Source organism: Bordetella sp. BOR01, assembly GCF_019218885.1.
Lineage (GTDB): Bacteria > Pseudomonadota > Gammaproteobacteria > Burkholderiales > Burkholderiaceae_B > Bordetella_A.
Genome location: NZ_JAHUWT010000008.1, coordinates 1 through 24432 on the forward strand (window position 1 = coordinate 1; position 24432 = coordinate 24432).

Here is a 24432-nt window from a genome sequence, read left to right on the forward strand (position 1 = left end):
CGACCCCGCGGCGAACCTGCGATACCGTGCGCGCCAGGTTCTCCTGCATGCGCTTGAGCGCCCCGAACAACTGTCCTACCTCGTTGCTGTTGCGAACCTCCACACGCGCCGTCAGGTCGCCGGCGGCTATCTTGTCGAAGTGCTGCCCGGCGTGATTCAGCGGCCGCAGCAAGCTGCGCTGCATGAACATCCAGCACAGTACCGACAGCAGCACCGAAATGACCAATAGCGCGATCGACACGGTCTTCGACAACATGTAGTCGCTCCCGGCATCGACCACTAATCGATCGGTACGCGCATCGACATACTCAAGATAGGCCGACACCGCGCCATCGAACACCCCCCCGTCTGTCTGCGTACTGGTGTTCTGGTCAATGAAGCCGCGGATATCCTGGCGGCCCAGGGCATCGGCCTGGCGGCCTGCCTGGCTGGCGTAGCGCTGATACGCCGACTGTACCGCCGAGGCTTTTTCCTGCAACTCGGGGGTTTTCTCGATTTTCGAGAAGGCGTCCATCGATTTGCCCGCAGCCTCGCCCGCGCTGCGCGCGCGGCCCAGGAACTGCCCCGACTCGCGCAGGCGGCCCTCCTGCAGCTCGATGATGGCTGCGCCCAGATCCAGCCGCGAGCGTTGCAGCAGCGTATAGGCTTCGTACAGGGGCGTGACCTGATTCGAGTATACCGAGTTGACCCGATCCAGCTTGTCGTTGCTGGAATACATGGCGAGCCAGGCGGCGCCATTGGACACCAGCAAGGCCAGCAGGAATGTTCCAAGCACAAGCAGGATGCCTGTGCGCACTTTCAGATTGGACAGCATGATCTAAGGTGATTGATGTAAGAGCGCAAGAAGTGCCCGGCCGCCTTCAGCGACCGCGGCTGAACAGGCTGGATCCCTGGATGATCGAGAACGACGAAGAAGCCGCGTCCAGCGCGACCTTGCGCAGCAGCAGCTCGGACGTCACCGAGTAGATATCCACGTCTTCCAGGTCGGAAAGCTGTTTGGTGTATGAAAGCGTGCGCTGCGAACCCACGGCATCGAGCGCGTCGATTTCGTTCAGGCGCGCACCGACCGAGGCCTGCACGGTAAGCACGTTGTCCAGCGTCAGCGACAATTTCTTGTTTGCCGTGGCCAGCATGTTGTTGATGGCGGTGGCGGCGGCCGGATCGTTCGTCGCCGTGCGGCCCAGCGTGTCGATCAGGTCGTCCATGGTCTGGAACATGTCCATGTTCGAGGTCTTCGGGGTCTCGACCGTATAGCTGTCGCCGTCGGCCGGCTGGCCCGAGAGCTTGACAGTGACTCCGCCCATGTCGATGGCCTGCCCTTCGACATAAGCCACCGGCGCGGGCGGCGGAACCGAGCCCGGAACCGTGTCGGCGGTGTAGTGCATCACGCCGCCGATCTCCGCGAACGTGATGGTGAAATCCTGGCCCACATTGTTGCCGGGCGCCGGCGCCCCGAACGACACCGTGCTGAACTGGCCCGTACCCGTATTGTCCGCATCGGCCTGGATGATGTAGGCCATCGAACCGCTCGAAGCCTTGCCGAAGATGTCCGCCACCACATCGGTGCCCGCCATCTGGCGGCTTTGGTCGACCTGGATCAGGCGCTGGCCGTCGTCGCCGCCATAGGTGATGGAACCATCGGCATTGAGCGTGACGGGCTGGGTGAAGCCGTCGTGGCCCGAGAACAGGAACTGGCCGTTGCCATCTGTGGAATTGGCCAGGCCCACCAGTTGCTCGCGCGCGCCCTTCAGTTCGGTCACCAGCGCCTGGCGATCGGCGTCGCTCAGCGTGCCACCGGCCTGTACCACGCGCTCCAGCACTGATTGCAGGGTCGTCACCACCGAGCTCAGGGCGTTGCTTTCCATGCCCAGCGTCTGCTTGGCGGTATTGCGGTTGGCCGCATACGTGGCGTTCATGCTGGATGTCTGCGACAGGTTCACCGCCAGCGAAGCGGCCAGGGGATCGTCAGCCGGGGTCAGCACGCGGCGGCCGCTGGCCAGTTGCTCTTGCAGCCGGGACAAGGTGGCTTCCTGCTTCAGGATGCCGTTCAGGCCGTTCTGGTAAATCAACGAGGTGCTCAGGCGCATTGGGAAAACTCCAGGTGCGTGTCAATCAGCATCTATCAGCGCAGGCCCAGCAAGGTGTCGAACACCGTGCTGGCCACGTCCAGGATCTTGGCGCTGGCCTGGTACTGCTCTTGGTAGATCGTCAGGTTGACGTATTCTTCGTTCAGGTTGACCCCCGAGACCGACAGATGGGCCGAGGTTTGCTGCGTGATCAGATTGGCCTGGGCCGTGGCGGCCGTCTTGATCTGCTGGGTCTGCACGCCGACGTTGTTGATCAGTTGCGAGAATTGCCCGCTCAGGCTCAAGGTGCCGCCGCCCAGCACCTTCTCGGTCTGCAGCTTGGCCAGCAACAATCCGTTGGCGCCGTTGGTCGTGCCGCCGCCGGCATCGGCCAGGGCGATCTTGGCCGGATCGGTGATCAGCATCTTCAGGTCGCGCGCGGCATCGCGGGTGGGCTGCAAGGTCCAGGTGTCGCCTGCCATGGGCGCGCCGCCCAGGCTCAGCGACATACCGTCGAATTCGATGGTGGGCGGCACACCGGCCGGCGTCAGCGCCTGGGTAGTACCGTCCGAGCCCCGCGTCACCAGATATTGGGAACCGTCGTAGCGAATGTCGTACGTCGTCGCGTGCACCGCGCCGGCATCGGTGAATTCGGCGGTCAGGGAGCCCGTGCCGGCGTTGCCGGCGGTGGGAATGGCCGCCGGCTGGCCCAGCCCGAACATGGCCTGGCCCGGATCGCCGTTCAGGTCCAGGCCGGCCTCATGCTGCGCATTGAATGCCAGCGCCAGCCCGATGGCGAGCTGGCCCAGCTGGTCTTGCACTGCGTTCAACGACTCGCCGCGGAACTTCAGGAAACCGGCCAGTTGTCCGCCGCTGATCTCGGTATCGGCCAGCTCGACCTTGACGACCGAACCCGCGCCCGCGGGCAGGGAATAGGCCAGCGCCATGCGTGTGGGGTCGCTGGCCGACTGGACCGCGGCCAGCGGGTACACGGTGGTGCCCGACAACAGCGTCTGGCCGCTTTGCAGGGTGATGTTCAGGCTGTTGCCTTGCTCGTAATAGCGTATGCCCACCAGTTGGTTCAGTTCCGACAGCGCCTGGTCGCGCTGGTCCAGCAAGTCGTTGGGCGCATGGCCCGACTTGCCCTGGGCCACGACGATCTGCTGGTTCAGGTCGTTGATGCGTTCCAGGTAGCTGTTGGCCTGGTCCACCGTCGTGGAGATCTGGGTATTGACGCCTTCGCGCAGGCTCTGCAACTCGCGATACGCGGTATTGATCTGCGTGACCAGCGAGTTTGTCTTGCCGATGATGTCCTGCCGCACCGCGGGATCAGCCGGATTGCTGGCACCAGCATTCAGGCTGGCGAAAAATCCTTCCAGCGCCGGGGTGATCCCCACCGTGCGGTCGCCGAAAAGATTATTGATCTGTGAAATCTGGTCGTAATGGGTGCCAAGCTGGGCGCCCGTACCCTGTGCGCCCACCATCTGGCGGTACAGGAAGCTGTCGTACTGGCGCTTGACCGTGTCGATCTGCACGCCCCGTCCGAAGAAACCCTGGCCGGTGGCGGTGGCGCCGGCGGTCGAAGTGATCAGCCGCTGCCGGCTATAGCCGGCGTTGGCCGCGTTGTTGATGTTGTGGCTGGTGACTTCCATCCCCGCCTGGGAAGCACTCAGCCCGCTCAGCGCCAGGTTATACAGATTCATGCTGCCGATATCCCGTAGAAAACCGCATCCGGTTTAGATACCGGTTTAACGGCAGGCAGGGGAGCGAATTTAGCGCTCACCCGAAAAATCCACGCCGCCTGCGCTGCGAAACTGCTCCATGACGGCAATCAGCTTGTCGGCATAGGCCGGGTCGGTGGCATAGCCGGCCGCCTGGATGCGCCGTGCCGCCTCGACCTCGTTGCGCGCCTGCAAGACCGACTCATAGCGCGGGCTGCCGCCGACCAGGCGCGCATAGTCGGCAAATGATTCCTCGTACGAGCCATAGGCGCGGAAGGGCTGCACCACCTTGCGTGCCACGCCGCCTTCATACTCGGTGGTCAGCACGTTGACCACCTTGCCGTTCCAGCTCGATCCGGCCTTGATGCCAAAAAGGTTGTAACTGGTGCTGCCATCGCCGTACTTCAGTTCGCTGCGTCCCCAGCCTGATTCCAGGGCTGCCTGGCCCAGGATCAGGCGCGCCGGCACGCCCGTCTGGCGGGCCGCCTCTTGTGCGGCGCCGGCCATGCGCGACACGAAGTCCACGACATGCGCGGGCGCCCCTTCGGCGGCGGCCAGGGCCCGGTCGCCGGTCCGGTTGTTGCGCAGCACATCCAGCAACGCCGTCACCTGGCCAGGCCTGGCGGCGGACTGCAAGGCGCCGTCCAGAGCCGCATCGGCCGCCCCTGCCGGCCTGCCCTGCTGCATCTGCTGCAGCATCGCGTGGGCCAGGCCCACGCCAGGTTGGGACAATTGCAGCGCCAACTGTTCGTCGGCCATGGACTGCATCATTTGCGATTGCTGCGAATCGAACAGGCCACCCTTGGGCGTGGCTTCGCGCATGCGCTTGATCATCATCTGCAGGAACAGCGCCTCGACCTGCGTGGCCACCTTCTTCTGTGCCGCGCCATCATCCGGCTGGGCCTGGACCCCGCGTTTCAAGTCGGCCAGGCGGCCCAGGTCGAATACCGACTGCTGGGAACCCGGGCGCGGCGTGTAGCTGACGAAGGCCATGGCTCGGGCTTAGATGATCTCGAGGTCGGCGCGCAGCGCGCCGGCCGATTTCATGGCTTGCAGGATGGCCAGCAAGTCTTGCGGCGTGGCGCCCAGCGCGTTAAGCGCCTTGACGACGTCGGCCAGGTTGGCGCTGGTCCGCACCCGGTGCAAGACACCGTCGTCCTGGCGCACCTCGATCTGGGTATTGGGCACCACCACGGTCTGCCCGCCGCCAAACGGCGTGTCGGGCTGCGAAACCAGCGCCTGCTGGTTGATGATGACCGACAGGTTGCCATGGGCCACCGCAGCCTCGTCGACCATGACCGTCTGGTTCATGACCACCGAGCCGGTGCGGGCATTGATGATGACCTTGGCCGTGGCCGGCGCGCGCCGCACCTGCAGGTTCTCGACCTGGGCCAGGAATGCCGCCTGGGCCGACGCGTCGAGCGGCGCGCGCAATTGCACCACCCGGCCATCCACTGCCTGGGCCGTGCCGGCGCCGAATTGGCGATTCAGCGCCGTCACCACGTTCTGCGTGGTGCCGAAATCGGTGACATCCATTTCCAGGTAGATATTGCCGTCGTGCGCGAACGAGGTCGGCACCCCGCGTTCGACAATGGCGCCCGCGTTGATGCGCCCGCCATTGAGCTGGTTGATCTGCACACTGGACCCGCCGGCCGATGCGCCGGCCCCACCCACCAGGATATTGCCCTGGGCAATGGCGTACACCTGGCTGTCCGCACCCTTGAGCGGCGTCATCAACAGCGTGCCGCCGCGCAGGCTCTTGGCATTGCCCATCGACGACACCACCACGTCCAGCCGCTGGCCAGGCCGGGCAAAGGCCGGCAATGTTGCCGTCACCATCACGGCCGCCACATTCTTGAGCTGCATGTTGCTGCCGGGCGGCACGGTGATGCCCAGCTGCGACAGCATGTTGGTCAGGCTCTGCTGCGTGAACGGCGTCTGCCGCACCTGGTCGCCGCTGCCGTCCAGGCCCACCACCAAGCCATAGCCGATCAACGGATTGCCGCGCACGCCCTGGATGGACGCCAGGTCCTTGATTCGCTCGGCCTGGGCAGGGCCGCCCACGACGAACAGCGCCACGACGATGGCGCGGCCGATCCAGCACGGCAAGATGGAAAACGGATGCGGAAGGCTCATGATCAAAATGGCGAAGCGATCAGGAAAAAGCGCTGCAGCCAGCCCATGGTTTGCACTTCATCCATGACGCCCTTGCTGCGGTATTCAATGCGGGCGTCGGCGACCTGGGTCGAAGACACCGAGTTCGCCCCGGTGATAGAGCGCGGATCGACCACGCCGGCAAAGCGCACATATTCGCTACCGCGGTTGATGGCGATCTGCTTCTCGCCCGCCACTTGCAGATTGCCGTTGGGCAGCACGCCGATCACGGTGGTGGTGATGGTGCCGGTAAACGTGTTGTTGGCGCTGGAATCGCCCTTGCCCGAAGCCTTGTTGGATCCTGATATGTCGGTGTCCAGCTTGGCGTTGGCCCAACTGTCCATGAAGCCCGGCGCGGCGGCCACGCCCAGGCCGGCATTGCCGCTGCGGTCGGTATTGGTGGCCACATTCTTGGCTGCATTGGTGCGCTCGTTCAGCACGATGGTCACGATATCGCCCACGTTGCGCGGCCGCCGGTCTTCGAACAACGGATAATTGCCATAGACGCGGGGCTGGTAGATAGAGCCATTGGGCTGGGCCGCCGGCATGGGCGGTGGTGGCGGCGCCGCCGTCACCGGGCCGGTCACGATGGGCTCGGGCGGAATCATGGCGCAGCCGGCGACGGCCAGCACCAGGACGGCCGCGGACAGCAGGCGCAGCACGGTCATCGACATCACAGTTGGGTCAAGCGGGCCAGCATTTCATCCGAGGTCTTTACAGCCTTGCTGTTCATCTCGTACGCGCGCTGCGTGGTGATCATATTGACGAGCTCTTCCGCCACGTTCACGTTCGACGTCTCGACATACTGCTGCAGAATGGATCCCGCCCCGTCGAGCCCCGGCTGCAGGATATTGGCCGGCCCGGACGAATCCGTTTCCAGGTACAGGTTCTCGCCCACGCTCTGCAAGCCGGGCGGGTTGATGAAGGTGGCCAATTGCAGTTGGCCGATCTGCACGTTCATGCCGGCCGCGCCGGGCTGCGTCACCGACACCGTGCCGTCCTTGCCGATGGTCAGCGACAGCGCATTGTCGGGCACGTTGATGGGCGGCTGGATCACATAGCCGCCTGCCGTGGTCAATTGGCCGTTCTGGTCCACCTGCAAGGCGCCGTCGCGGGTGTACGCCTGGGTGCCGTCGGGCAGGTCCACTTGCAGGAACCCCTTGCCGTCGATGGCAATGTCGAGATCGCCGCCGGTATTGTTCATATTGCCCTGGCTGAACACCCGCTCGGTCGAAGCCACCCGCACGCCGGTGCCCAGCTGCAGGCCCGTGGGCAGCTGGTTGGCGTCGCCCACCTGGGCGCCCGGCTGGCGCAGGGTCTGGTACATCAGGTCCTGGAAGATGGCGCGGCCGCGCTTGAAGCCGTTGGTCTGGACGTTGGCCAGGTTGTTGGAAATCACGTCCATCGAGGTCTGTTGACCTTCCAGGCCTGTCTTGGCAATCCAAAGCGAACGCATCATGCTGGAAACTCCTGGCGCGGCCCGGCATGCGCCCGGCCTGCACGTGAAAAAAAACTAGCTCATCGACAGCAGGCCATTGGCCCGCTCGGCGTTCTTGTCCGCCTCGCTGATCACCTGCATCTGCATCTCGAAACGCCGGGCATTCTCGATCATGCCCACCATGGCCTTGATGGGGCTGGCGTTGCTGCCTTCGAGCACACCCGGCATGACCCGCAGCGCCGGGTCGGCGGGCAGCGGCCCGGCCGGCTGGCCGCCCACCTGGGCCATGCGGAACACGCCGTCGTCGCCGCGCACCAAGGCTGTCTCGGGCGGGTTCACCAGTTTCAGGCGTCCCAGGTTCAGGATGTTGTTGGGTGGGTCGCCCGCGCCCAGCGCCGTGATGGTGCCGTCGCTGGCAATGGTCAGCGTGGCCAGTTCAGGCACGTCTATCACCCCGTTCTGGTCGGACAACACCGGCTGTCCTTGCGAGGTTTGCAGCAAGCCGTTGACACCGATCTGCAGACCGCCCGCGCGGGTATAGGCCTCGCCCTGCGGCGTCTGGATGGCCAGCCAGCCCGGCCCGGCCAGCGCCACGTCCAGGGCGCGGCCGGTGGTGTCCATCGTGCCGGCCACAAAGCTACTGCCTGGCGTGGCGGTCACGCTGGACACACGCGTGGGCAGCGAGGTGCCGTCCAGCACCGGCACCGACCGGTACATCGCGATCTGCTCGCGAAAGCCCGGCGTGCTGACGTTTGCCATGTTGTTGCTCAACACGGCCTGGTGCTCGGCAACCCGCGCCGCTCCGCTCATGGCGGTGTAGATGATTCGATCCATGACTCAGTCCTGTGCGATGCCTGGCGCGCCTTAGCGCATGTTCATCAGCACTTGCATGACCTCGTCCTGGGTCTTGATGGTCTGTGCATTGGCCTGGTAGGTGCGCTGGGCCACGATCATGTTGACCAGTTCCTTGCTCATGTCCACATTCGAGGCTTCCACCGCCTGGCCGACGACAGTCGCCAGGCCGTTGCTGCCGGGCTGGCCCAGCGTCGCCTGGCCCGAAGCGGCCGTCTCGGCCCAGGCGTTGTTGCCTACCGGCTGCAGGCCCTGCACATTGTTGAAGTTGGCCAGCGCCAGGGTGCCGATGACCGCGGTCTCGCCATTGGTGTAGCTGGCTTGCAGCGTGCCGTCCTTGCCGACCGAAATACCCGAGAACTCGCCGCTGGAATAGCCGTTCTGCGTGATCTTGGGCGAGAAGTCGCTGCCGTACTGGGTCACGCCGTCATAGCTCATGACGATGTTCAGTGCCTCGGCCGGCGAAGTCGTGCCGCCAGGCTGGCCAAACGACAAGGGCACGGTCGAGGGCGTGGTCGTCAGGCGGCCCGCCGAGTCGAAGGTCAACGGCGTGGCGCCGCCCCACGCGCCAGAAGCGGCGTCCTTGGAAGTCGGCTGCATCGGCTCGCCATCCAGCGTGTAGTACACGTCGTACACGCTCTCGCCCGTTGCCGCATCACCGTCGCGCTTGACGAAATACTGGGTCAGTTGGTGTGCATTGCCCAGCGAGTCGTACACCGTGGTGGGCACCGAATCGGTATAGGTCGAGGCCAGGGTCGGGTCGAACGGCGAGGTGATCGGGTCGATAGCGTCGGCGTTGGCATTCAGGTTGGTCTGCAGGCTGGCCGTCGAGGTGGGGCTGGGTGCGATATTGCCCTGCGGCAGGCGCAGGTCCACCGGGGCCGACCCCACCGCACCGGCGGCGTAGCCGGTCAGGCGAAAGCCCTGCGCGTTGACCAGATAGAAATCCTTATCCACCAGGAACTCGCCATTGCGCGAGTAGAACACCCCGCCGCTGGGATCGGTCAGGCGGAAGAAGCCCTTGGGCCCGTCGATGGCAATGTCGTACTCGCCGCCAGTCACAGTAACGTTGCCGACCGTGAAGCGCTGGTTGATGGCGCTGACCTTCACGCCCAGGCCCACCCGCGAACTGGCGTACACATCGGCAAACGAAGCCGTGGCGGACTTGAAGCCCACGGTACCCGAGTTGGCGATGTTGTTGCCGATGACGTCCAGGTTCTGCGCCGCGGCGTTCAAGCCGCTCAATCCTTGTCCGAAACCCATGTGTTATCTCGCTCGTCTGTGAGTGTCTAGTCGATTGCCGGCGCGGGCGCCGGCGTTTGCTGCCACGTACCCTCAGGTACCTAGCACTTTGCGTACATCCAGCATGCTGATCTGGCCAGCCAGGCCCAGGTCCAGCCGCAGCCCGTCGGTGGAATACGACACGCTGTTGACCTTGCCGTAGGTCAGCGTCTCGGCCTGCACCTTCTTTCCATCGGCGTCCGTGGCCAGGACATTCACGGTGTACTTGCCGTCCACCAGCGCCTGCCCACCATCGTTGGTGCCGTCCCATTCCATGGTCAGCACACCGGTGTCTTCCTGACCCAGTTCCATCGTGCGCACCACGGCCCCGGACGCATCCAGGATCTTGACCGTGACCTTGGCGGCATCGCCTTGCAGGTCGATGCCGAAGGGCGTGGCCACGCGCTTGGAAGGATCGCTGGCATCGGTGCCCAGCGAGATCTTCTCGCCTGGGATCAGCACGCCCTTGCCTATCATGGCCACCGCATTCATCGACTGCGACACATCGATCTGGCCGCTGATGGCCAGCAAGGTGTTCTTCAGGTTGTTGATGCCTTCCACCGTGGAGATCTGCGCCAATTGCGAGGTCAGCTCGGCGTTTTCCATCGGATTGAGCGGATCCTGGTTCTTCAACTGCGTCACCAGCAACGTCAGGAAACGGTCCTGTAGGCCCTGCGCCGAACTGGCGCCCGCGCCGGTTTGCGCCAGCGCCATCGCGGTGGAATCGGTATTGTTGTTGACCGTGGTCATCAGGTGCTCCGTTCAGGGGTTCACGACTGGCCGATGGTCAGCGTCTTCATCATCAATTGCTTGGCCGTATTCAGCACCTCCACGTTGGCCTGGTACGAACGCGAGGCCGCGATCATGTTCACGGTTTCGGCCACCGGGTCGACATTGGGCATGTTCACGTAGCCCTGCTCGTCGGCCAGCGGATGGGCCGGATCGTAGATGCGCTTGGGCGGCGATGGATCCTGCACCACGCCGGCCACACGCACTCCGCCGATCTCCCGGCCATAGGGCTGGCCGGCTGGTGGACTCACCTGGAACACCACCTGGCGTGCGCGATAAGGCTGGCCGTCCGGGCCCACGGCGCTGTCGGCATTGGCCAGGTTGCTGGCCGACACGTTCATGCGCTGCGACTGGGCCTGCAGTGCCGAACCGGCAATATCGAAAATACTGGTCAAGGGCATGGCGGTAATCCGTCTGTTATTCCTGGATGGCGGACATCATCGAGCGGATGCGGCCCGACAGCATCTGCAAGCTGCTCTGGTAGTGCAGCGTGTTATCGGCAAACTGCACGCGCTCGGCATCCATATCCACCGTATTGCCGTCGGCGCTGGGCTGGTAAGGCAAGCGATACAGCATCTCCACCGGGTTGGGTGTCGCCGCCTTGCCGGGAATATGGCGCGCCGAAGTCAGCGCCAAGTGCGTATCGGGCAAGCGCATGCGCGCATCCAGCGCGCCCTGCATGGCGGCCTGGAAGTTGAAGTCGCGCGCCTTGTAGTTCGGGGTATCGGCATTGGCGATGTTCGAGGACAGCACTTCCTGGCGCTGGGCGCGCAGCGAAATCGCCTGCTGGTAAAAGCGGAAGTCCTCGTTGAGCCTGTCTAGCATCCTGGCAACGTCCTGCGGGAAAGTGAAGGGACCGGCGGGACCGCGGCACGCCGCCATCCTTTATGCATGACGGCATCTTAGGTGCCGCACCCGCAACACAATCAGCCAAATAACCCGTCATTTCCGAGTCAATTCGCCTCTTGCCCGCAAGCCCCCGCTTCTACAATGCACAGCATCATGCAATCGCTATCGCGCGCTCTCCTGCAACTGGCCCTGGTGGGCACCGTGCTGCTGCCGGTGCCGCCGGCCCAGGCATCGGCACGCGCCGATGCGGCATCGGCCACGGCCCACGCCGCCGCCATCGCGCAGGCCGCCGAAGCCTTCCTGCGCGATCAGCTCGCCAGCCTGCCCGGCACGCTGTCCGTCACGCTCGACCCCATCGATCCCGCACGCGCGACGGCCTGCACTGAACTGGCGCCCTTCCTGCCCTCGACCTTGCGGCCCCGCTCGCGCATGACCGTCGGCGTGCGCTGCAGCGCGCCGCAATCCTGGACCTTGTACCTGCAAGCCACGGTCAGCGTGCGTGGGCAGTATTACGTGGCTGCGCACATGATTCCCGCCGGCCAGGCCATCCAGGCCGACGACCTGGCTGCCCGCGACGGCGACCTGGTCACCCTGCCGCAGGGCGTGGTGGTCGATCCGGCCGCAGTGCTGGGCATGCGGGCGCGCTACCGTATCGCCGCGGGCCAGGCCGTCAGGGCATCGGCCCTGCGCAGCGCCCGCGCGGTCACTCGCGGCCAGCAGGTGCGCATCACCGCGCGCGGCCCCGGCTTCGTGATAAGCAGCGAAGGCGAGGCACTCGACGATGCGCCGCCGGGCGCCCCGGTGCAGGTGCGCACGTCATCCGGCCAGATCGTCAGCGGCATTGTGCGCAATGCCACCCTGGTCGAGGTCGCGCTGTAAAATGTTACGAATTGCCGCCAAGCACCGGGCGCCCGCGCTAAAGTTCGCCGCATGGCGGCCGTTACAAGGACAAGAGTCGGCCGCCCCTCCCGGTGCCGGCCGGCACAACGCCTTGCGGAGACTGTCTTGAAAATCCCCCCCCCTTCTTCTCGCCCGATTGGCGCCCAGGCGCTTGGCGGGCGGATGGACACCCCGGCCGCGGCGACACCTTCCGCCGGTCCGGCGAATACCCGCAGCGCGCAGGTCGCGCTCAGCCCCGCGTCACGCCAATTGCTGGCCCTGCAGGACGGTGCCAGCGATATCGATCTCGAGCGCGTAGCCGCCATTCGCGCTGCCATCGCTTCCGGACAATTGCAGATCGATCCCGGCCGCATTGCCGACACCCTGATCGCCAGTGCCCGGGACCTGCTCAAGTAAATCTTCCCCGTACGGCCCGCCTATGAACCTGCCTGCTTCTTTGCTCGAATGCCTGCTGCGTGAAAACGCCCTGGTGCTGGAATTCTCGGCCGCGCTCGACAGCGAGACCCAGGCGCTGGTGGACCGCACCGCCTTCCAGCAATTGCCCGCCCTGACTCAGCAGAAAGAATCGCTGGCACTTCAGTTGGCGGCGCTCAGTGATCATCGCGACCTCCTGCTGGGCCAAATGGGGCTGGCGGGCGGCCATGACGGCACCGAACACGCCGCCGCCCGCGACCCGCAACTGGCCGAGGCCTGGCAAACGCTGCTGGCCAATGCGGCAGTGGCGCGTGAGCGCAACACCCGCAACAGCGCCCTGGTGGAAGTCAGCTTGCGCTACACACAGCAGTCGCTGGACGCGCTGCGTGAATTGGGCGGGCTGGCCAATGCCGGCACCTACGATGCCCAGGGCCGCGGCCGACACGGCACGTACGGCGGAAAGAGCATCGTCGCCGCCTAGCAGGCGGTACGCTTTTTCAGGCCGCCATTTCCAGCATCGAGAATATCTTCAGCAAGGCAGCCGGCACCGCGCGGGCCGTCAGTTTGCGCCCCTGCCCCAGCGCGCCGCGCAGGGACGATTCCAAAGCCGCGGCGCCGGGCGCGTGCGCCAATTGCCAGCACGCCGCCCCCAATTGAGCGGCCAGGGCCGCACGGCCGGCCAAGCCAGCCGCGCCGCCGTCGGCGGGCAAGGCCGGCCAGGCCTGCGCCATATCGCGAAACGTGCGGCGCGCCCGTTCCTGCAAGACCAGCCAGCGGGCCACCGCGGCCGCGTCGGCCTGGCTGGCCGACAGGCTGGTCAGGCCGAACAATTGCCGCAGCACCGTACCGTCGCTACTGGCTACCCGCGCGCACACCAAGCGCAGGGCCAAGGCCGGCGCGCCACGGCGCGGCACGCTGATCTCGGTGCCGGAAGCCCATAGGTCAAGCGCGGCGGCATCGGCCTGGCCTGTACGCAAAGCCGCGACCCCGGCGGGTGCGTCCAGCCTGCCGGCCGGCAGATAACCCAGCGCCTTGCCCACCGCGTTCAGTGTGGTCGGGCAGTCGTCATGCAATACCTTCGTACCCCCCGCGCAGCGGGCCAGCCAGGCCGTGCCGGCTGGCAACGCACGCCAGGGCGATTCGTCGTCGGGCTCCACCAGGTGCACCATCGGCACCTTCGGCATCCCCTCTGCCAATACGGCAGCCCGCTCGGCCAGCGTGCGGCCCGGCCCGGACTGCGTCCAGGCCTGGGCGCTGGCCACCGCACGCTGCCGCAGCCTGCCGGCTACGGCGCCCAGCGCGGCCCCGCGATCGCTCAGCAACAGCGCCGCCTGCAGCAAGGTGCCCGAACGTGCCGCGCCATCCACCAAGGCTGTGCCATGCAATGCCAGCAGGTAGCGATCGCAGGCCGATGGGAAAGCGCGCTGTACACAGCCCAGGCCGGATACGGAAGATGCAGCCGGCACATGGCCGGCCATGCCGGCCTGACGCCAGGTCGCGCGTGCCTGGCCGCATGCGGGATCGCTATCCAGCCACGCCAGGGCTTGCGGCAAGGACGGCGCGGCCGCCGCGCCGGCGGGTAACAACGCCGCCGCCAGCCATTGGCGCCGACGCTGCGCGCCGTCGTCCTGCGTGGCCGCGCGCGCGCGCCATAACGATGCCATGTCGGCCTCGCTGGGCGCATACAGCGCGGGCGCACGCTCCGGGGCGGCGAGTGCGCGGTCCACCAGCTCGTCGGCACGCGCCAGTGTCAAGTCTTCAGGAACTTTCTGGCCCACGCACACATAGTGCACTGGCAGCCGATGGCGTATGGCCGTGTCCAGCGCCGGCCCCAGGCGCGCAGCTTCGTCCAGCTTGGTAACGATGCAGCCCACCACGTCTTCGCCTGCGCCATGCCGGTAGGCGTGCGCCACTTCGTCCAGGGTGTCGCCCTGGCTGGCGGCGTTCAGCACCAGCAGGCGCCGCACCGGCCGGCCTGCGCCGCATAGCAGGGCCGCTTGCGCCGCCACATTGCGGTCGCGCTGGCTGATGCCGGTCGTGTCTATCAGCACGATCCGGCGGTCGCCCAACTCGGCCAGCGTCGCACGCAGTTCCGCCACATCGCGCACCGAGCGTGCCGGCACACCCATCAGGCGCCCATATATCTGCAATTGCTCCAGCGCGCCGATACGGAAATTGTCGGTGGTCAGCATGGCCACCTGGTCGCGGCCCACGCGCGCCACGCAACGCGCCGCCAGCTTGGCCAGCGTAGTGGTCTTGCCCACTCCGGTGGGACCCACCAGCGCATACACCCCGCCCTGGCCCCACAGCTCGTCTTCGCGGGCCAGCACCGGCAGGTGCGTGACCAGTTCGTTGCGCACCCATGACTGGGCCTCGCGTTCTGCCAGGGTGCCGGGCAGGCGTTCCAGCATCGCGCGTGCCAGGCGCGCGCTGAACCCGGCGTCCAGCAGCAGGCGAAACAGCGCGGCGCGCAATGGCTCGCGCCCAGGTGCGTCGTTGCCTCCCCAGAGCAGGCCGTCCAGCCGGCTTTCCAATGCTCCGCGCAGGGCTCCGATGGCCGCTTCCAGGCCGGCCGCGCCCGCCTCCGGCTGCTCCGCAGGCGCCCATGCAGGCGGCTCATCGGGACGTGGCAAGGCAAGCGCTGGCGCGGATGCAGATATCGATGCTGGTTCCGGTGCCGGCCCGGGTACCGGCACCGGCACCGCATCGGCGGCCGGCTCGTCCAGCGTGGCCATCACTTCCACCCCATCGGCCACGCTGCGATTGGACACGATCAGGGCATCCGGCCCCAGTGCCTCGCGCACCTGGCGCATCACCTCGCGGCTGGTGGCGCCGATGAATCTGCTTATCTTCATGCGCCCGCACCGATCAGCGCCGTCACGCGCAGCATGCGTTCATCGGGGATCTCGGCATTGGACAACACCCCCAGTTGCGGCAGGTGATGGCGCAGAAAGCGCGACAACGGTGCCCGCAAGGGTGGCGACACCACAAGCACCGGCGCGTGGCCTTGGGCTTCCTGTTTGGCTACGCTGCTTTGCGCCTCGCGCAACAGCGTGTCGGCCAGGCCGGGCTCCAATCCGCCGCTGGTCGTCAATGCCTGGGTCAGCACCCGTTCCAGCTTTACGTCCAGGCCGATCACCTGCAGCTCGCCGTCGCCCGGAAACCATTGCTGGGTGATGGCGCGCCCCAGGGCGCGACGCGTCAGGGCAATGAGCTCGGGAACATCGGCCACGCCGCCCGTGGTGGCGGCCTGCGCCGCCAGGCGCGGCGCATGCTCGGACAATGTATCCACGATCGAGCGCACATCGCGTATCGGCACTTCCTCGGCCAGCAGGCCCTGCAACACTTTCTGCAGCGTGGTCAGCGACAGGGTCTTGGGTACCAGGTCCTCGACCAGCTTGGGCGCTTCGACGGCAATGCGGTCCAGCAACTGCTGCGCCTCCTGGCGGCCCAGCAGGCTGGCGCCGTGGCGGTGCATCATGTGGTTCAAGTGCGTGGCCACCACCGTGCTGGCGTCGACCACGGTATAGCCCGCCGCCTGTGCCGCATCGCGCTGCCCGCTGTCGATCCACAGCGCGGGCAGGCCAAAAGCCGGATCGGTGGTCGCCGTACCCTTGATCGGGCTGGTCACCCCGCCCGGATCGATTGCCAGCCATTGGTTGGGCATGGCCATGCCATGGCCGATTTCCACGCCGGACAACAGAATGCGGTAATCGTTGGGCTTGAGCTCCAGGTTGTCGCGGATATGCACCACCGGCGGTAGAAAACCCACGTCCTGGGCGAACTTCTTGCGCAGGCTGCGTATGCGGTGCAGCAGTTCGCCATTCTGCGCATGGTCCACCAGCGGGATCAGCCGGTAGCCCACTTCAAGCCCCAGCGGGTCCACCATCGATACATCATCCCAACTGGCCTCGGCCGCCGCGGCCTGCGCCTGCGCTGCCGCCTGCGAGGGCTGGGCGGCGGTCGCCTGCGCCGCCACCTGCGCACGCCGGTACAGTGTCCAACCCGTGCCGGCCAGGATCGTCGCCAGGGTCAGGAATGCCAGGTGCGGCATATTGGGAATCAGACCCATGATGCCGATAATGCCCGCCGTCAGGAACAGCACACTGGGATTGGAGAACAACTGCGCCAGTATCTGCTGGCCCACGTCCTGGTCGGTCGATACGCGCGAGACCACCACGCCTGCGGCGGTCGAAATGACCAGCGCGGGAATCTGCGCCACCAGGCCGTCGCCGATCGTCAGCAGCGTATACACGCGCGAGGCCTCGCCGACGGCCATGTCGTGCTGCGCCACGCCCACGATCAGGCCACCCACGATGTTGATGACCATGATCAACAGGCCTGCGATGGCGTCGCCGCGCACGAACTTGCTGGCACCATCCATCGAACCGAAGAAATCCGCCTCTTGCGACACCTCGGAACGTCGCCGCCGGGCCTCGTCTTCGCCGATCAGGCCGGCGTTCAGGTCGGCGTCGATGGCCATCTGCTTGCCCGGCATCGCGTCCAGCGTGAACCGCGCGCCCACTTCGGCAATACGCCCGGCGCCCTTGGTAATGACGATGAAGTTGATGATGGTCAGGATCACGAACAGGATGATCCCCACGGCGAAATTGCCGCCCACCAGGAAATGCCCGAAGGCTTCGATCACCTTGCCGGCCGCGTCCGGCCCCGTGTGGCCGTGCAGCAGCACCACGCGGGTCGAGGCCACGTTCAACGACAGGCGCAGCAGCGTGGCGAACAGCAGCACGGCCGGAAACGCGGCAAAATCCAGCGGTTTGCGCGTGAACATCGCCACCAGCAGGATCATGACCGACAACGCGATGTTGAACGTGAACAGCAGGTCCAGCAAGAACGTGGGCAGCGGCAGCACCATCATGCCCAGCACCAGCACGATCAGTACCGGTCCGGCCAGCATGCGGGCATTGGCCGCGCCGTGGGTCTTCAATGCGGAAAGCAATTGGCTCATGCGTGGAATTCTCTAGGGCCGGTTGACACAACTCACTGGGCGCTGGCCAGGGGGTCCAGCTCGGCGGGCACCGCCAGGCCGGTCGGCGCGGGTGGCTCGGCCCCCCACTCGGCCCGCCAGCTGCGCAGCTGGAACACCCAGGCCAGCACCTCGGCCACGGCCGTATACAGGGCCGCGGGAATCTCCTGGCCCAACTCGACATGCTCGTGCAGGGCCCGCGCCAGCGGTGGCGCCTGCAACAGCGGCACGCGGTGTTCGGCGGCCAGCTCGCGGATGCGGGCTGCCACCAGGCCAGTGCCCTTGGCCACCACCCGCGGTGCCGCCTGTCCATCGACGTAGCGCAACGCCACGGCATAGTGGGTGGGGTTGGTGACCACCACATCGGCCCGCGGCACCTCGGCCATCATGCGACGCCGTGCCATGGCGCGCTGCTGCTGACGTATGCGTGCCTTGATATGCGGGTCGCCTTCACTTTCCTTGTGCTCCTGGCGTACGTCTTCCTTGGACATGCGCAGCTTCTTCAGGTGGTTCCAGATCTGCCAGGGCACGTCCAGCAGCACGATGATTGCCAGCGACGCCACGATCAGCGCAGCGCACAGCACCACCAGCCTCAAGGCGCGCACCAGCGCTTCGGTCGGCGCCGCGTGCATCAGGGCCAGCATGTCGTCGCGATGGCTGGCGATGACGGCCACCGCCACGCCGCCCACCAGCAACGCCTTGGCGATCGCCTTGACCAGTTCCACAACGGTTTGCGCCGACACCATGCGCTTCAAGCCGGAAAGCAGGCTCAGTTTCTTGAAATCTACCTGCAAGGGCTTGGACGAGAAGATGAACCCGCCCAGCAACACGCTGGCCAGCACCGCCACCGCCATCAAGACACCGAAAATCGGCAGCACCAACAGCAACGCCTGGCTCGCGCCATCGACCGCCTGGGCCACCATGATGCCCGGGTCGCGCCCGATCCGCGCGTCGAAACCCAGCCCGTTGCGCAGCACGCCGGTCAAGCCGCGGTACAGCACCGAAGCGTTCAACCACAGCCCGCCCACGCCCGCTGCCAGCAGCAGGAAAGTGCCCAGTTCGCGCGAACGCGCGATCTGCCCCTCCTCGCGCGCCTTTTCCAGGCGCCTGGGAGAGGCGGCTTCGGTTTTCTCCAGATCGCTTTCGTCGGCCATGCTCGCGGTATCGTCCGCCGCCCGTGCGTCTTGCAAACAGGGCGGCCCGCCGAGATTCTAGGAGGCCCGGGGCCCCGGCGATCAGCCAAGAAACAGGGGGAAAGCAGCGCTATTCAGCGCCGCGCTGGCGAAACCGCTAGGCGTTGCCGGCCAGCAGGCCGTTGAGCTTGTCCGCCGCCACCTGCAGCGGTGGCAATAACCGCTGTATATCGAAACGGGTGGCCGGCATCACCAGCGACAATGCTGCCGCGCACTTGCCCTGGCGATTCATCACAGGAACCGCCAGGGCAAGAATGCCTGGGATTTCCAACCCGCTGGACACCGCATACCCCTGCGCGATGACATCGGACATGACTCCGGGGTCTGGCAACGTTGCGCCCTGATCCCGCAGATACTGCTGCACGGCCGAATCGGCGTAGGCGGACAAAATGCGCCCGGACGCACTGATTTCCAGCGAAAAAGTCGTACCGACATGCACATTGGCGCGCAACATTCCCTTGGCCTCGACGCGCTTGGCCAACACAACCTGCGTACCGGCGATCACCGCCAAAGACGCGGTCTCGCCGGAAGCGAAGACCAACTCTTCCAGTACTGCCGTGGCCCGCTCACCCAAGCTGGCCTGGTCAAACGCCGCCTCGCCCACCCGCGCCGCATGTAGCGTCAGGCGATAAGCACCGTCTTCGTCGGTTTCTACCCAACCGGCCTCAATCAGGGTTACCAGGCGCTGGTAGACGGTAGCCCGGTTGCCGCCCTGTGCCGCAACCAGCTCGGCCAGCTTCAGCGGACGGTCGGACGCGCCGAGCAAATCCAGCACAGCCAGCGTCTTCAATACCGAACTCAGCGAACGGACGCCGCTGCCATTTCGCTCTGTCATGGCCCTTCAAGCTTCCTTATATGGGGCGCCCATCCTAAGGCATCGGATTTTGGCTGTAAACCCGAGCGATAAATCAGGGTTTTCCCTGATTAGGGATTTCCCGCGAACTGGGCGCGAGTTGATTTACGACAAGGCGCGCTCCCGTTAGTATTCTATTTGAATCTTTATGATTCTATTAGAAGACATTCATTGGCAAGTGTTGAAAGGAAGTCCATGACGATCGAATCGTCCGCCGCCCCTGTCGCAGAACACCCCATGCAGTCGCACCGGCTGGCCATGTTGCAGCCCAGCCGCATGAGCGTCTCGCGGCTGTTCATGGCGCGCGCCATTCGGGAAAAATGGCGCATACGCCGCATTCGTTGGGAAATCGACGGCCACGCACGGGGCCAGGCCGTCTACCAGATCGATACGCCCACCATGGCGCTGAGTTTCGCCATCTACTCATTCGAACCCACCGCGCAAGGCAAGACCGGCCGCATCATCGGACGCTCCTGGGACATGATGGCTGCCTTGGTAGAAGGCTGCATATCAGAGCAGGACCTACAAACCACCGCGGTGGAACTACCCAAGCTCTACGAAGGACGCGCCACGCCGGGCACCCTGGTATGGGCGCGCGCGAATCGCAGTTCCCGGGTGTTCGACCACACGGTCGCATCGCTGGCCGAGGGCCGGCAGCCGGATATCGCCGAGCTGGCTCAGGTCTGCTACCTGATGCGCAACACTGGCCTGGACGGCAATGGCACCTTCGGCACCCGCAGCTACCGCACGCTGGAAGCCGACCACCCCCTGCACCGACCGCTTGACGCCCAAATGCTGTCGGCCTACCTGATGCGCGTGTTCTCAATCGACCTGGTGCATCACCTGGCGCGCGAGCGCAATCCACAGGCACCCGAGATCGACCCGGCCATTCAACGCTACCTGGGAGTAGGCAACGGTTCCGCGCTGGGATTGATCCTTTTCGTGAACAACCACCCCCGGCTGATGCAGCAGTGGTTGGCGGCGCATCAGGCCGCGGTTGACACCGCCTGCTCGCTGGCGGCGAATCCGCGCGGCCCCGACGTCGCGCAATTGCAGCACTTGCTGGAGCGGGCCATCGCCTTTCGCCAACAAGACCGCATGGAATACGAACGCTATGCCGACAGCGCCATGGTCGCCGACGAATTGCGCCGCCTGCGGGGGCGACTTGGCGAATATGCACAGGCTGGCACCTATGACGGCGCAGCTCCCAAGATTGCGCCGTTTGCCGCGCTGGTGGCCTGGGCCCGCCAAACCTTGCACGAGGAAACAGTGCAGACCTTTCTGGGGCTGCTGACCGAACTGGTTCCCGACCACTGCGACGCACAGGCCGAGTCACTGAGCGCCGACGAAGAATTCACGACAGTCCCCGACATGACTGTAGCGGAACTGCGCGGCCTGGTCGCCCGCGAATACGCCTGGACGCTGTCGCTGGATCTGGACAGCGAGGTCTCGCGCCGCTACGTCTGGTACAAGTCGGCCACCGCCGAAGAACCGCGCCGCGGCCCTGTCGCGGAAATCGAGTACGTCTACAACCTGGGCCTGGACCTGCCCAGGCTGGCCCGCGTCGTCCTGGCCGAACTGGAGCAGCGCCCCGCCGACGAAAGCACAGCCCGCTTCCTGCTGCACCATCCGCAATATCGCATGATCGTGGCACGCATCCAGTCGTTGCGCGGGCTTGGGCTGCATTCGCCACACATGGACATCATGAGCGAGGCCTTTGTTCCGGTGGACATCGTACGCCTGATGAATGTCGGCCTGCACGGCATCGACAAGGCGCGCGACTACCTGGGCCGCAATCTTCGTGGCGTGCTGTTTCACGGCGCGCCGATACCTGCCGATATCGAAGCGGGTGCCGACCCCACCTGGTTTTTCCCGAAGGAACCTGCATAAATGACTGCGCACACTCGCTCCGCACCACGCCAGCTTTGCTTATCCGTGCGCGAAGCCCGTCTCGTTGTAGAGCGCATTCTGCTGACCTGCGACGCTCCCGCAGGCTACGTGGCCGCAGTACGCGACACCGTTTTGGCCTCGCAAGGCCTGGGGCTGTCTGGCATGCATGGCCTGATCGCCGTGGCGGCTCGTGCGGCGTTGGCCGCCGACTTCAAGCGCATTATCGAAATGCATGAAGAGACCACGGCCGCAACATTCAACGGCGCGGGCTTGCATGCCTGGTGTGTCGTGCCCACCCTGGCCGACCTGCTTGTGGCCGACGCACGCAGTTCGCGCCGTACCAGCATGCGAGTCCGCAACGTGCGTGAGCCCGAAGAACTAGCGTGCGCCATACCGATCGCCGGGCGATACGGGGTGCGGCTGCGCTGCGATATCGATCCAGAAGGAGCCAACCTGCATGTATTGCGGATCGAGCCGCAACCAGACTCCTGGAAAGCTCGAGACCCGCTGCTGGCACACAGCCTGCGGCACGGCTATGCCATGGCCGAAGATGCGTGGTGGAAGTTGTATGCGGCATCGAACAAGGCGCTCTCCCCTGATTCGATAACGTCCAGGCGCCACGCGGGCCCCACCATCGTGCAGGACGACGGCACCGTCATCGGCCGCGCCCCGGCCGACGACGATACCGATCTTGCCATGCTGCGCCGGTCGCAGGCCGCGGCGGAAGGCGTCGATTTTTCACTTGCACCCTGATGGAACAATCAACATGATCATAGATGGTTTGCAGTGCGGCCATTTCGACCGCGACGTATTCGAGGCCCTGAAGCGCGGCAACGTAGGCGGCGTGACAGTGACGCTGGGTTTCTGGGAAGGCGCAGTACAGTCGCTCGAAGCCATAGACCGCTGGCGTACGCTGGCGCGAGACAACGCCGACCTGGTCGGCATTGCCCACAGCGCGGCCGAGATCGAAAATCTGGCAAGCCAACGCAAAGTAGCGTTGCTGCTGGGTTTTCAGAACGCCAATCTGCTCGAAGGGCATATCGGCTTTGTCGAGCTGTATGCCGACCTGGGGGTGCGTGTCATCCAGCTGACCTACAACAACCAGAACGAGCTTGGCGGCAGTTGCTACGAAGCGCACGACTCTGGCCTGGCACGCTTCGGCAAGGAAGTAATCCGTGAAATGAACCGCTGCGGCGTGGTGGTCGACCTGTCGCACGTGGGCAATCGAACGTCCCTGGATGCAATCCAGTATTCCGAAAAGCCCGTGGCGATCACGCACGCCAATCCGGACTCGGTGTATCCCCACAAGCGCAATAAGACCGACGATGTACTGCTCGCACTGCGCGAGAACGGCGGCATCATCGGATGTGCAGCCTACCGCAACATTGCGGGCGATGAGTATTGCACGACAGTCGAAAAATGGTGCGAACTGGTCGCTCGCACTGTCGATATCGCGGGCATCGACCATGTCGGTATCGGCACCGACCGCAGCCACAATACGACCCAGCGCGACCTGGATTGGATGCGCAAGGGCAACTGGACACGCGGCACCGACCTTGGCGCGGGTTCAGCCTCGCGGCCAGGTAAAGCGCCTCCGCCGGACTGGTTCACCAAGGTCGAGCATCTCGGCGAGGTCATTCCCGCACTGGCGCGCGTGGGCTTCAACGAAGAGGAAGTCGCGAAAATCACGCACTTGAACTGGCTGCGCGTCTATCGCGCCACGATGGGTGCCTGACATGCCCGCCGCATCCGCCCAAGGCATTGGGCACTCGCGTGTCCAGGGCCAGCGGGCTTTGGCGGACGCCTCGATTGCCGCATTGGGCGCACCGGTCGAGCGCGCGCTCAATGCAGAAGTCTGGACGACTGATGGCCGTCGCCATATCGATTTCTCCGCGAGCGCCGGCATCGTAGGGCATCGGAACGAACAAGTAACGAGGTCAATAGCCGCCCGATTGGGCACCCCAGGCATCATCCAGGCGAGTCCGGCGCTCGATCCCGACGCCATCCGCCTGGCCGAACGGCTAACCATGCTGCACGTGGATCAAGCTGAGCGGCGCACGATGCTTTACGGATCCGACGCCGAAGCCATCGAAGGCGCCATAGTGTACGCGCGGCGCTATACCAGGCGCCCTATCTTGCTCGCCTTCTCGGGCGCCGCCCATGGGCACGGCAACCTGGGGGTGGCGCTGTCAGGGTTGGCCCACTGGGCCAAGGCGGCGGGTGGATCTTATCCGCCATTCATACACCATTTGCCATTCCCGCACGTGTCGCTCGGCGTCTCGCTGCATGAAACGCGGCGTGCCTTCGAACACTTGACCCAATCCACGATCATGCCGTCCGACATCGCCGCAATCATCGTCGAGCCGATCCAGCGCGAGGGCGGCATACTGCCCTGCTCCGCCGAGCTGCTTGGATTCTTGCGAGCGACCTGCGATCAGCACGGTATTGTCCTGATCGCCGACGAAACCCGTACCGCACTCGGGCCCACGGGCCGCATGCTGGCCGCCGATCACTTCGCACCTGGGCCGGACCTGATCGTGATGGGCGGCGCCCTGGCCGCCGGCATGCCACTATCAGCCGTGGTCGGCGCGGCTGCCATCATGGGCAGTGCCCTTCACGGCATGCCAATGCAAAATGGCGCTGTCAACACGCTGGCCCTGGCCGCTGCCCACGCCGTGCTCGACCTGGTACAGGAAGCCGGCCTTTGCGAACGCGCCGTAGCCCTGGGCCGGCACTGGACGGCCCGCATGAACAGCGTACGCCCGCCAGCGCGCCTGCTGCTGGATCTGCGCGGACTGGGCGCTTTGCGCGGTATCGAATTGCGCGATGCCGCAGGCGCGCCCGCTGCTGCCCAGGCCCGCACCATTTGCGACGACTGCCTGGCACACGGCCTTCTTCTTCACCCTGCCGGCCCCAAAGGCAACGTCATCCCTTTCCTGTTTCCGCTCACCATTGAACTGCCTGTGCTGGACGAGGCGCTGGGCATCTTCGCCGACGCCCTGCACCGGGTGATTCACTGAACTGGCCATCGGCCACATCACCACTGGA

23 protein-coding genes are annotated in these 24432 nt (G+C 65.4%); 7 read left to right on the forward strand and 16 right to left on the reverse strand.

From position 1 onward, the window contains the following. The 12 genes from KW845_RS29095 to flgB all read right to left on the reverse strand — a co-directional run. The coding region (locus tag KW845_RS29095; RefSeq protein ID WP_218372906.1) for a Tar ligand binding domain-containing protein at nt 1–814 on the reverse strand (814 nt) is incomplete at its 3' end. 46 nt (nt 815–860) lie between these two features. Next, the gene (gene flgL, locus KW845_RS29100; protein WP_218372907.1) at nt 861–2087 is read right to left on the reverse strand and encodes a flagellar hook-associated protein FlgL; all 1227 of its coding nucleotides are present in this window, start codon (nt 2085–2087) and stop codon (nt 861–863) included. A 35-nt stretch (nt 2088–2122) separates the two neighbouring features. Continuing rightward, nucleotides 2123–3769 (reverse strand): flagellar hook-associated protein FlgK, encoded by a 1647-nt coding sequence (gene flgK / locus KW845_RS29105; protein WP_218372908.1) that lies wholly within the window; start codon nt 3767–3769, stop codon nt 2123–2125. Nucleotides 3770–3838: 69 nt separating this feature from the next. Continuing rightward, entirely contained in the window at nt 3839–4780 is a 942-nt protein-coding gene (gene flgJ, locus KW845_RS29110; protein WP_218372909.1) for a flagellar assembly peptidoglycan hydrolase FlgJ, read from the reverse strand. A gap of 9 nt (nt 4781–4789) precedes the next feature. Beyond that, on the reverse strand, nt 4790–5923 hold the full coding sequence (locus KW845_RS29115) for a flagellar basal body P-ring protein FlgI (RefSeq protein ID WP_255593040.1): 1134 nt from the start codon (nt 5921–5923) through the stop codon (nt 4790–4792). A gap of 2 nt (nt 5924–5925) precedes the next feature. After that, entirely contained in the window at nt 5926–6615 is a 690-nt protein-coding gene (locus KW845_RS29120) for a flagellar basal body L-ring protein FlgH (protein ID WP_218372910.1), read from the reverse strand. Further along, nucleotides 6615–7400 carry a flagellar basal-body rod protein FlgG gene (gene flgG / locus KW845_RS29125; RefSeq protein ID WP_218372911.1) on the reverse strand — a complete coding sequence of 262 codons (786 nt, stop codon included), beginning with the start codon at nt 7398–7400 and terminating at the stop codon, nt 6615–6617. Before flgG ends, KW845_RS29120 begins: the two co-directional genes overlap by 1 nt. A 54-nt stretch (nt 7401–7454) precedes the next feature. Continuing rightward, a complete protein-coding gene (locus KW845_RS29130; protein WP_218372912.1) occupies nt 7455–8213 on the reverse strand; it encodes a flagellar basal body rod protein FlgF in 759 nt (252 codons plus the stop codon). Between the two features lie 30 nt (nt 8214–8243). Next, nucleotides 8244–9494 (reverse strand): flagellar hook protein FlgE, encoded by a 1251-nt coding sequence (flgE, locus tag KW845_RS29135; protein WP_218372913.1) that lies wholly within the window; start codon nt 9492–9494, stop codon nt 8244–8246. Nucleotides 9495–9566: 72 nt separating this feature from the next. After that, on the reverse strand, nt 9567–10262 hold the full coding sequence (locus KW845_RS29140; protein ID WP_218372914.1) for a flagellar hook capping FlgD N-terminal domain-containing protein: 696 nt from the start codon (nt 10260–10262) through the stop codon (nt 9567–9569). Between the two features lie 20 nt (nt 10263–10282). Then, nucleotides 10283–10702, reverse strand: a complete 420-nt coding sequence (flgC, locus tag KW845_RS29145) for a flagellar basal body rod protein FlgC (protein ID WP_218372915.1) — start codon at nt 10700–10702, stop codon at nt 10283–10285. Nucleotides 10703–10718: 16 nt separating this feature from the next. Then, the gene (gene flgB / locus KW845_RS29150; protein WP_218372916.1) at nt 10719–11126 is read right to left on the reverse strand and encodes a flagellar basal body rod protein FlgB; all 408 of its coding nucleotides are present in this window, start codon (nt 11124–11126) and stop codon (nt 10719–10721) included. A 174-nt stretch (nt 11127–11300) separates the two neighbouring features. Between flgB and flgA the strand changes: the two genes are divergently transcribed. The 3 genes from flgA (at nt 11301) to KW845_RS29165 (ending at nt 12945) form a co-directional block, all read left to right on the forward strand. Next, nucleotides 11301–12029, forward strand: a complete 729-nt coding sequence (gene flgA / locus KW845_RS29155) for a flagellar basal body P-ring formation chaperone FlgA (protein ID WP_370628316.1) — start codon at nt 11301–11303, stop codon at nt 12027–12029. A 126-nt stretch (nt 12030–12155) separates the two neighbouring features. Next, a complete protein-coding gene (gene flgM, locus KW845_RS29160; RefSeq protein WP_218372918.1) occupies nt 12156–12446 on the forward strand; it encodes a flagellar biosynthesis anti-sigma factor FlgM in 291 nt (96 codons plus the stop codon). 22 nt (nt 12447–12468) lie between these two features. Continuing rightward, complete coding sequence (locus tag KW845_RS29165) at nt 12469–12945, forward strand: flagella synthesis protein FlgN (protein ID WP_218372919.1); 477 nt, start codon at nt 12469–12471, stop codon at nt 12943–12945. Nucleotides 12946–12961: 16 nt separating this feature from the next. Here KW845_RS29165 and flhF read toward each other — a convergent pair whose 3' ends face one another. The 4 genes from flhF to KW845_RS29185 form a co-directional block, all read right to left on the reverse strand. Then, nucleotides 12962–15319: a flagellar biosynthesis protein FlhF gene (gene flhF, locus KW845_RS29170; protein ID WP_218372920.1), complete on the reverse strand. Its 2358-nt coding sequence runs from the start codon at nt 15317–15319 to the stop codon at nt 12962–12964. Beyond that, nucleotides 15316–17430, reverse strand: a complete 2115-nt coding sequence (flhA, locus tag KW845_RS29175) for a flagellar biosynthesis protein FlhA (RefSeq protein ID WP_218372921.1) — start codon at nt 17428–17430, stop codon at nt 15316–15318. Before flhA ends, flhF begins: the two co-directional genes overlap by 4 nt. A gap of 32 nt (nt 17431–17462) precedes the next feature. Beyond that, the gene (gene flhB / locus KW845_RS29180) at nt 17463–18602 is read right to left on the reverse strand and encodes a flagellar biosynthesis protein FlhB (protein WP_218372922.1); all 1140 of its coding nucleotides are present in this window, start codon (nt 18600–18602) and stop codon (nt 17463–17465) included. Nucleotides 18603–18738: 136 nt separating this feature from the next. Then, entirely contained in the window at nt 18739–19476 is a 738-nt protein-coding gene (locus KW845_RS29185; protein WP_218372923.1) for an IclR family transcriptional regulator, read from the reverse strand. A 213-nt stretch (nt 19477–19689) separates the two neighbouring features. Here KW845_RS29185 and KW845_RS29190 point away from each other — a divergent pair, with 213 nt between their 5' ends. The 4 genes from KW845_RS29190 to KW845_RS29205 are packed head-to-tail and all read left to right on the forward strand — an operon-like array spanning nt 19690 to nt 24404. Then, nucleotides 19690–21384, forward strand: a complete 1695-nt coding sequence (locus KW845_RS29190; RefSeq protein WP_218372924.1) for a hypothetical protein — start codon at nt 19690–19692, stop codon at nt 21382–21384. Beyond that, nucleotides 21385–22137, forward strand: coding sequence for a hypothetical protein (locus KW845_RS29195; protein ID WP_218372925.1), 753 nt, complete (start codon nt 21385–21387; stop codon nt 22135–22137). It abuts the gene before it with no gap. A gap of 13 nt (nt 22138–22150) precedes the next feature. Further along, nucleotides 22151–23119, forward strand: a complete 969-nt coding sequence (locus KW845_RS29200) for a membrane dipeptidase (RefSeq protein WP_218372926.1) — start codon at nt 22151–22153, stop codon at nt 23117–23119. Between the two features lies 1 nt (nt 23120). After that, nucleotides 23121–24404, forward strand: a complete 1284-nt coding sequence (locus KW845_RS29205; protein ID WP_218372927.1) for an aminotransferase class III-fold pyridoxal phosphate-dependent enzyme — start codon at nt 23121–23123, stop codon at nt 24402–24404. Nucleotides 24405–24432 lie beyond the last annotated feature (28 nt).

Excerpts from the sequence above, each read along its gene's own strand:
- flgL (WP_218372907.1), bottom strand. The coding sequence starts at position 2,087 with ATGCGCCTGAGCACCTCGTTGATTTACCAGAACGGCCTGAACGGCATC.
- flgK (WP_218372908.1), bottom strand. The coding sequence starts at position 3,769 with ATGAATCTGTATAACCTGGCGCTGAGCGGGCTGAGTGCTTCCCAGGCG.
- flgJ (WP_218372909.1), bottom strand. The coding sequence starts at position 4,780 with ATGGCCTTCGTCAGCTACACGCCGCGCCCGGGTTCCCAGCAGTCGGTA.
- KW845_RS29115 (WP_255593040.1), bottom strand. The coding sequence starts at position 5,923 with ATGAGCCTTCCGCATCCGTTTTCCATCTTGCCGTGCTGGATCGGCCGC.
- KW845_RS29120 (WP_218372910.1), bottom strand. The coding sequence starts at position 6,615 with ATGTCGATGACCGTGCTGCGCCTGCTGTCCGCGGCCGTCCTGGTGCTG.
- flgG (WP_218372911.1), bottom strand. The coding sequence starts at position 7,400 with ATGATGCGTTCGCTTTGGATTGCCAAGACAGGCCTGGAAGGTCAACAG.
- KW845_RS29130 (WP_218372912.1), bottom strand. The coding sequence starts at position 8,213 with ATGGATCGAATCATCTACACCGCCATGAGCGGAGCGGCGCGGGTTGCC.
- flgE (WP_218372913.1), bottom strand. The coding sequence starts at position 9,494 with ATGGGTTTCGGACAAGGATTGAGCGGCTTGAACGCCGCGGCGCAGAAC.
- KW845_RS29140 (WP_218372914.1), bottom strand. The coding sequence starts at position 10,262 with ATGACCACGGTCAACAACAATACCGATTCCACCGCGATGGCGCTGGCG.
- flgC (WP_218372915.1), bottom strand. The coding sequence starts at position 10,702 with ATGCCCTTGACCAGTATTTTCGATATTGCCGGTTCGGCACTGCAGGCC.
- flgB (WP_218372916.1), bottom strand. The coding sequence starts at position 11,126 with ATGCTAGACAGGCTCAACGAGGACTTCCGCTTTTACCAGCAGGCGATT.
- KW845_RS29165 (WP_218372919.1), top strand. The coding sequence starts at position 12,469 with ATGAACCTGCCTGCTTCTTTGCTCGAATGCCTGCTGCGTGAAAACGCC.
- flhF (WP_218372920.1), bottom strand. The coding sequence starts at position 15,319 with ATGAAGATAAGCAGATTCATCGGCGCCACCAGCCGCGAGGTGATGCGC.
- flhA (WP_218372921.1), bottom strand. The coding sequence starts at position 17,430 with ATGAGCCAATTGCTTTCCGCATTGAAGACCCACGGCGCGGCCAATGCC.
- flhB (WP_218372922.1), bottom strand. The coding sequence starts at position 18,602 with ATGGCCGACGAAAGCGATCTGGAGAAAACCGAAGCCGCCTCTCCCAGG.
- KW845_RS29185 (WP_218372923.1), bottom strand. The coding sequence starts at position 19,476 with ATGACAGAGCGAAATGGCAGCGGCGTCCGTTCGCTGAGTTCGGTATTG.
- KW845_RS29190 (WP_218372924.1), top strand. The coding sequence starts at position 19,690 with ATGACGATCGAATCGTCCGCCGCCCCTGTCGCAGAACACCCCATGCAG.
- KW845_RS29195 (WP_218372925.1), top strand. The coding sequence starts at position 21,385 with ATGACTGCGCACACTCGCTCCGCACCACGCCAGCTTTGCTTATCCGTG.
- KW845_RS29200 (WP_218372926.1), top strand. The coding sequence starts at position 22,151 with ATGATCATAGATGGTTTGCAGTGCGGCCATTTCGACCGCGACGTATTC.
- KW845_RS29205 (WP_218372927.1), top strand. The coding sequence starts at position 23,121 with ATGCCCGCCGCATCCGCCCAAGGCATTGGGCACTCGCGTGTCCAGGGC.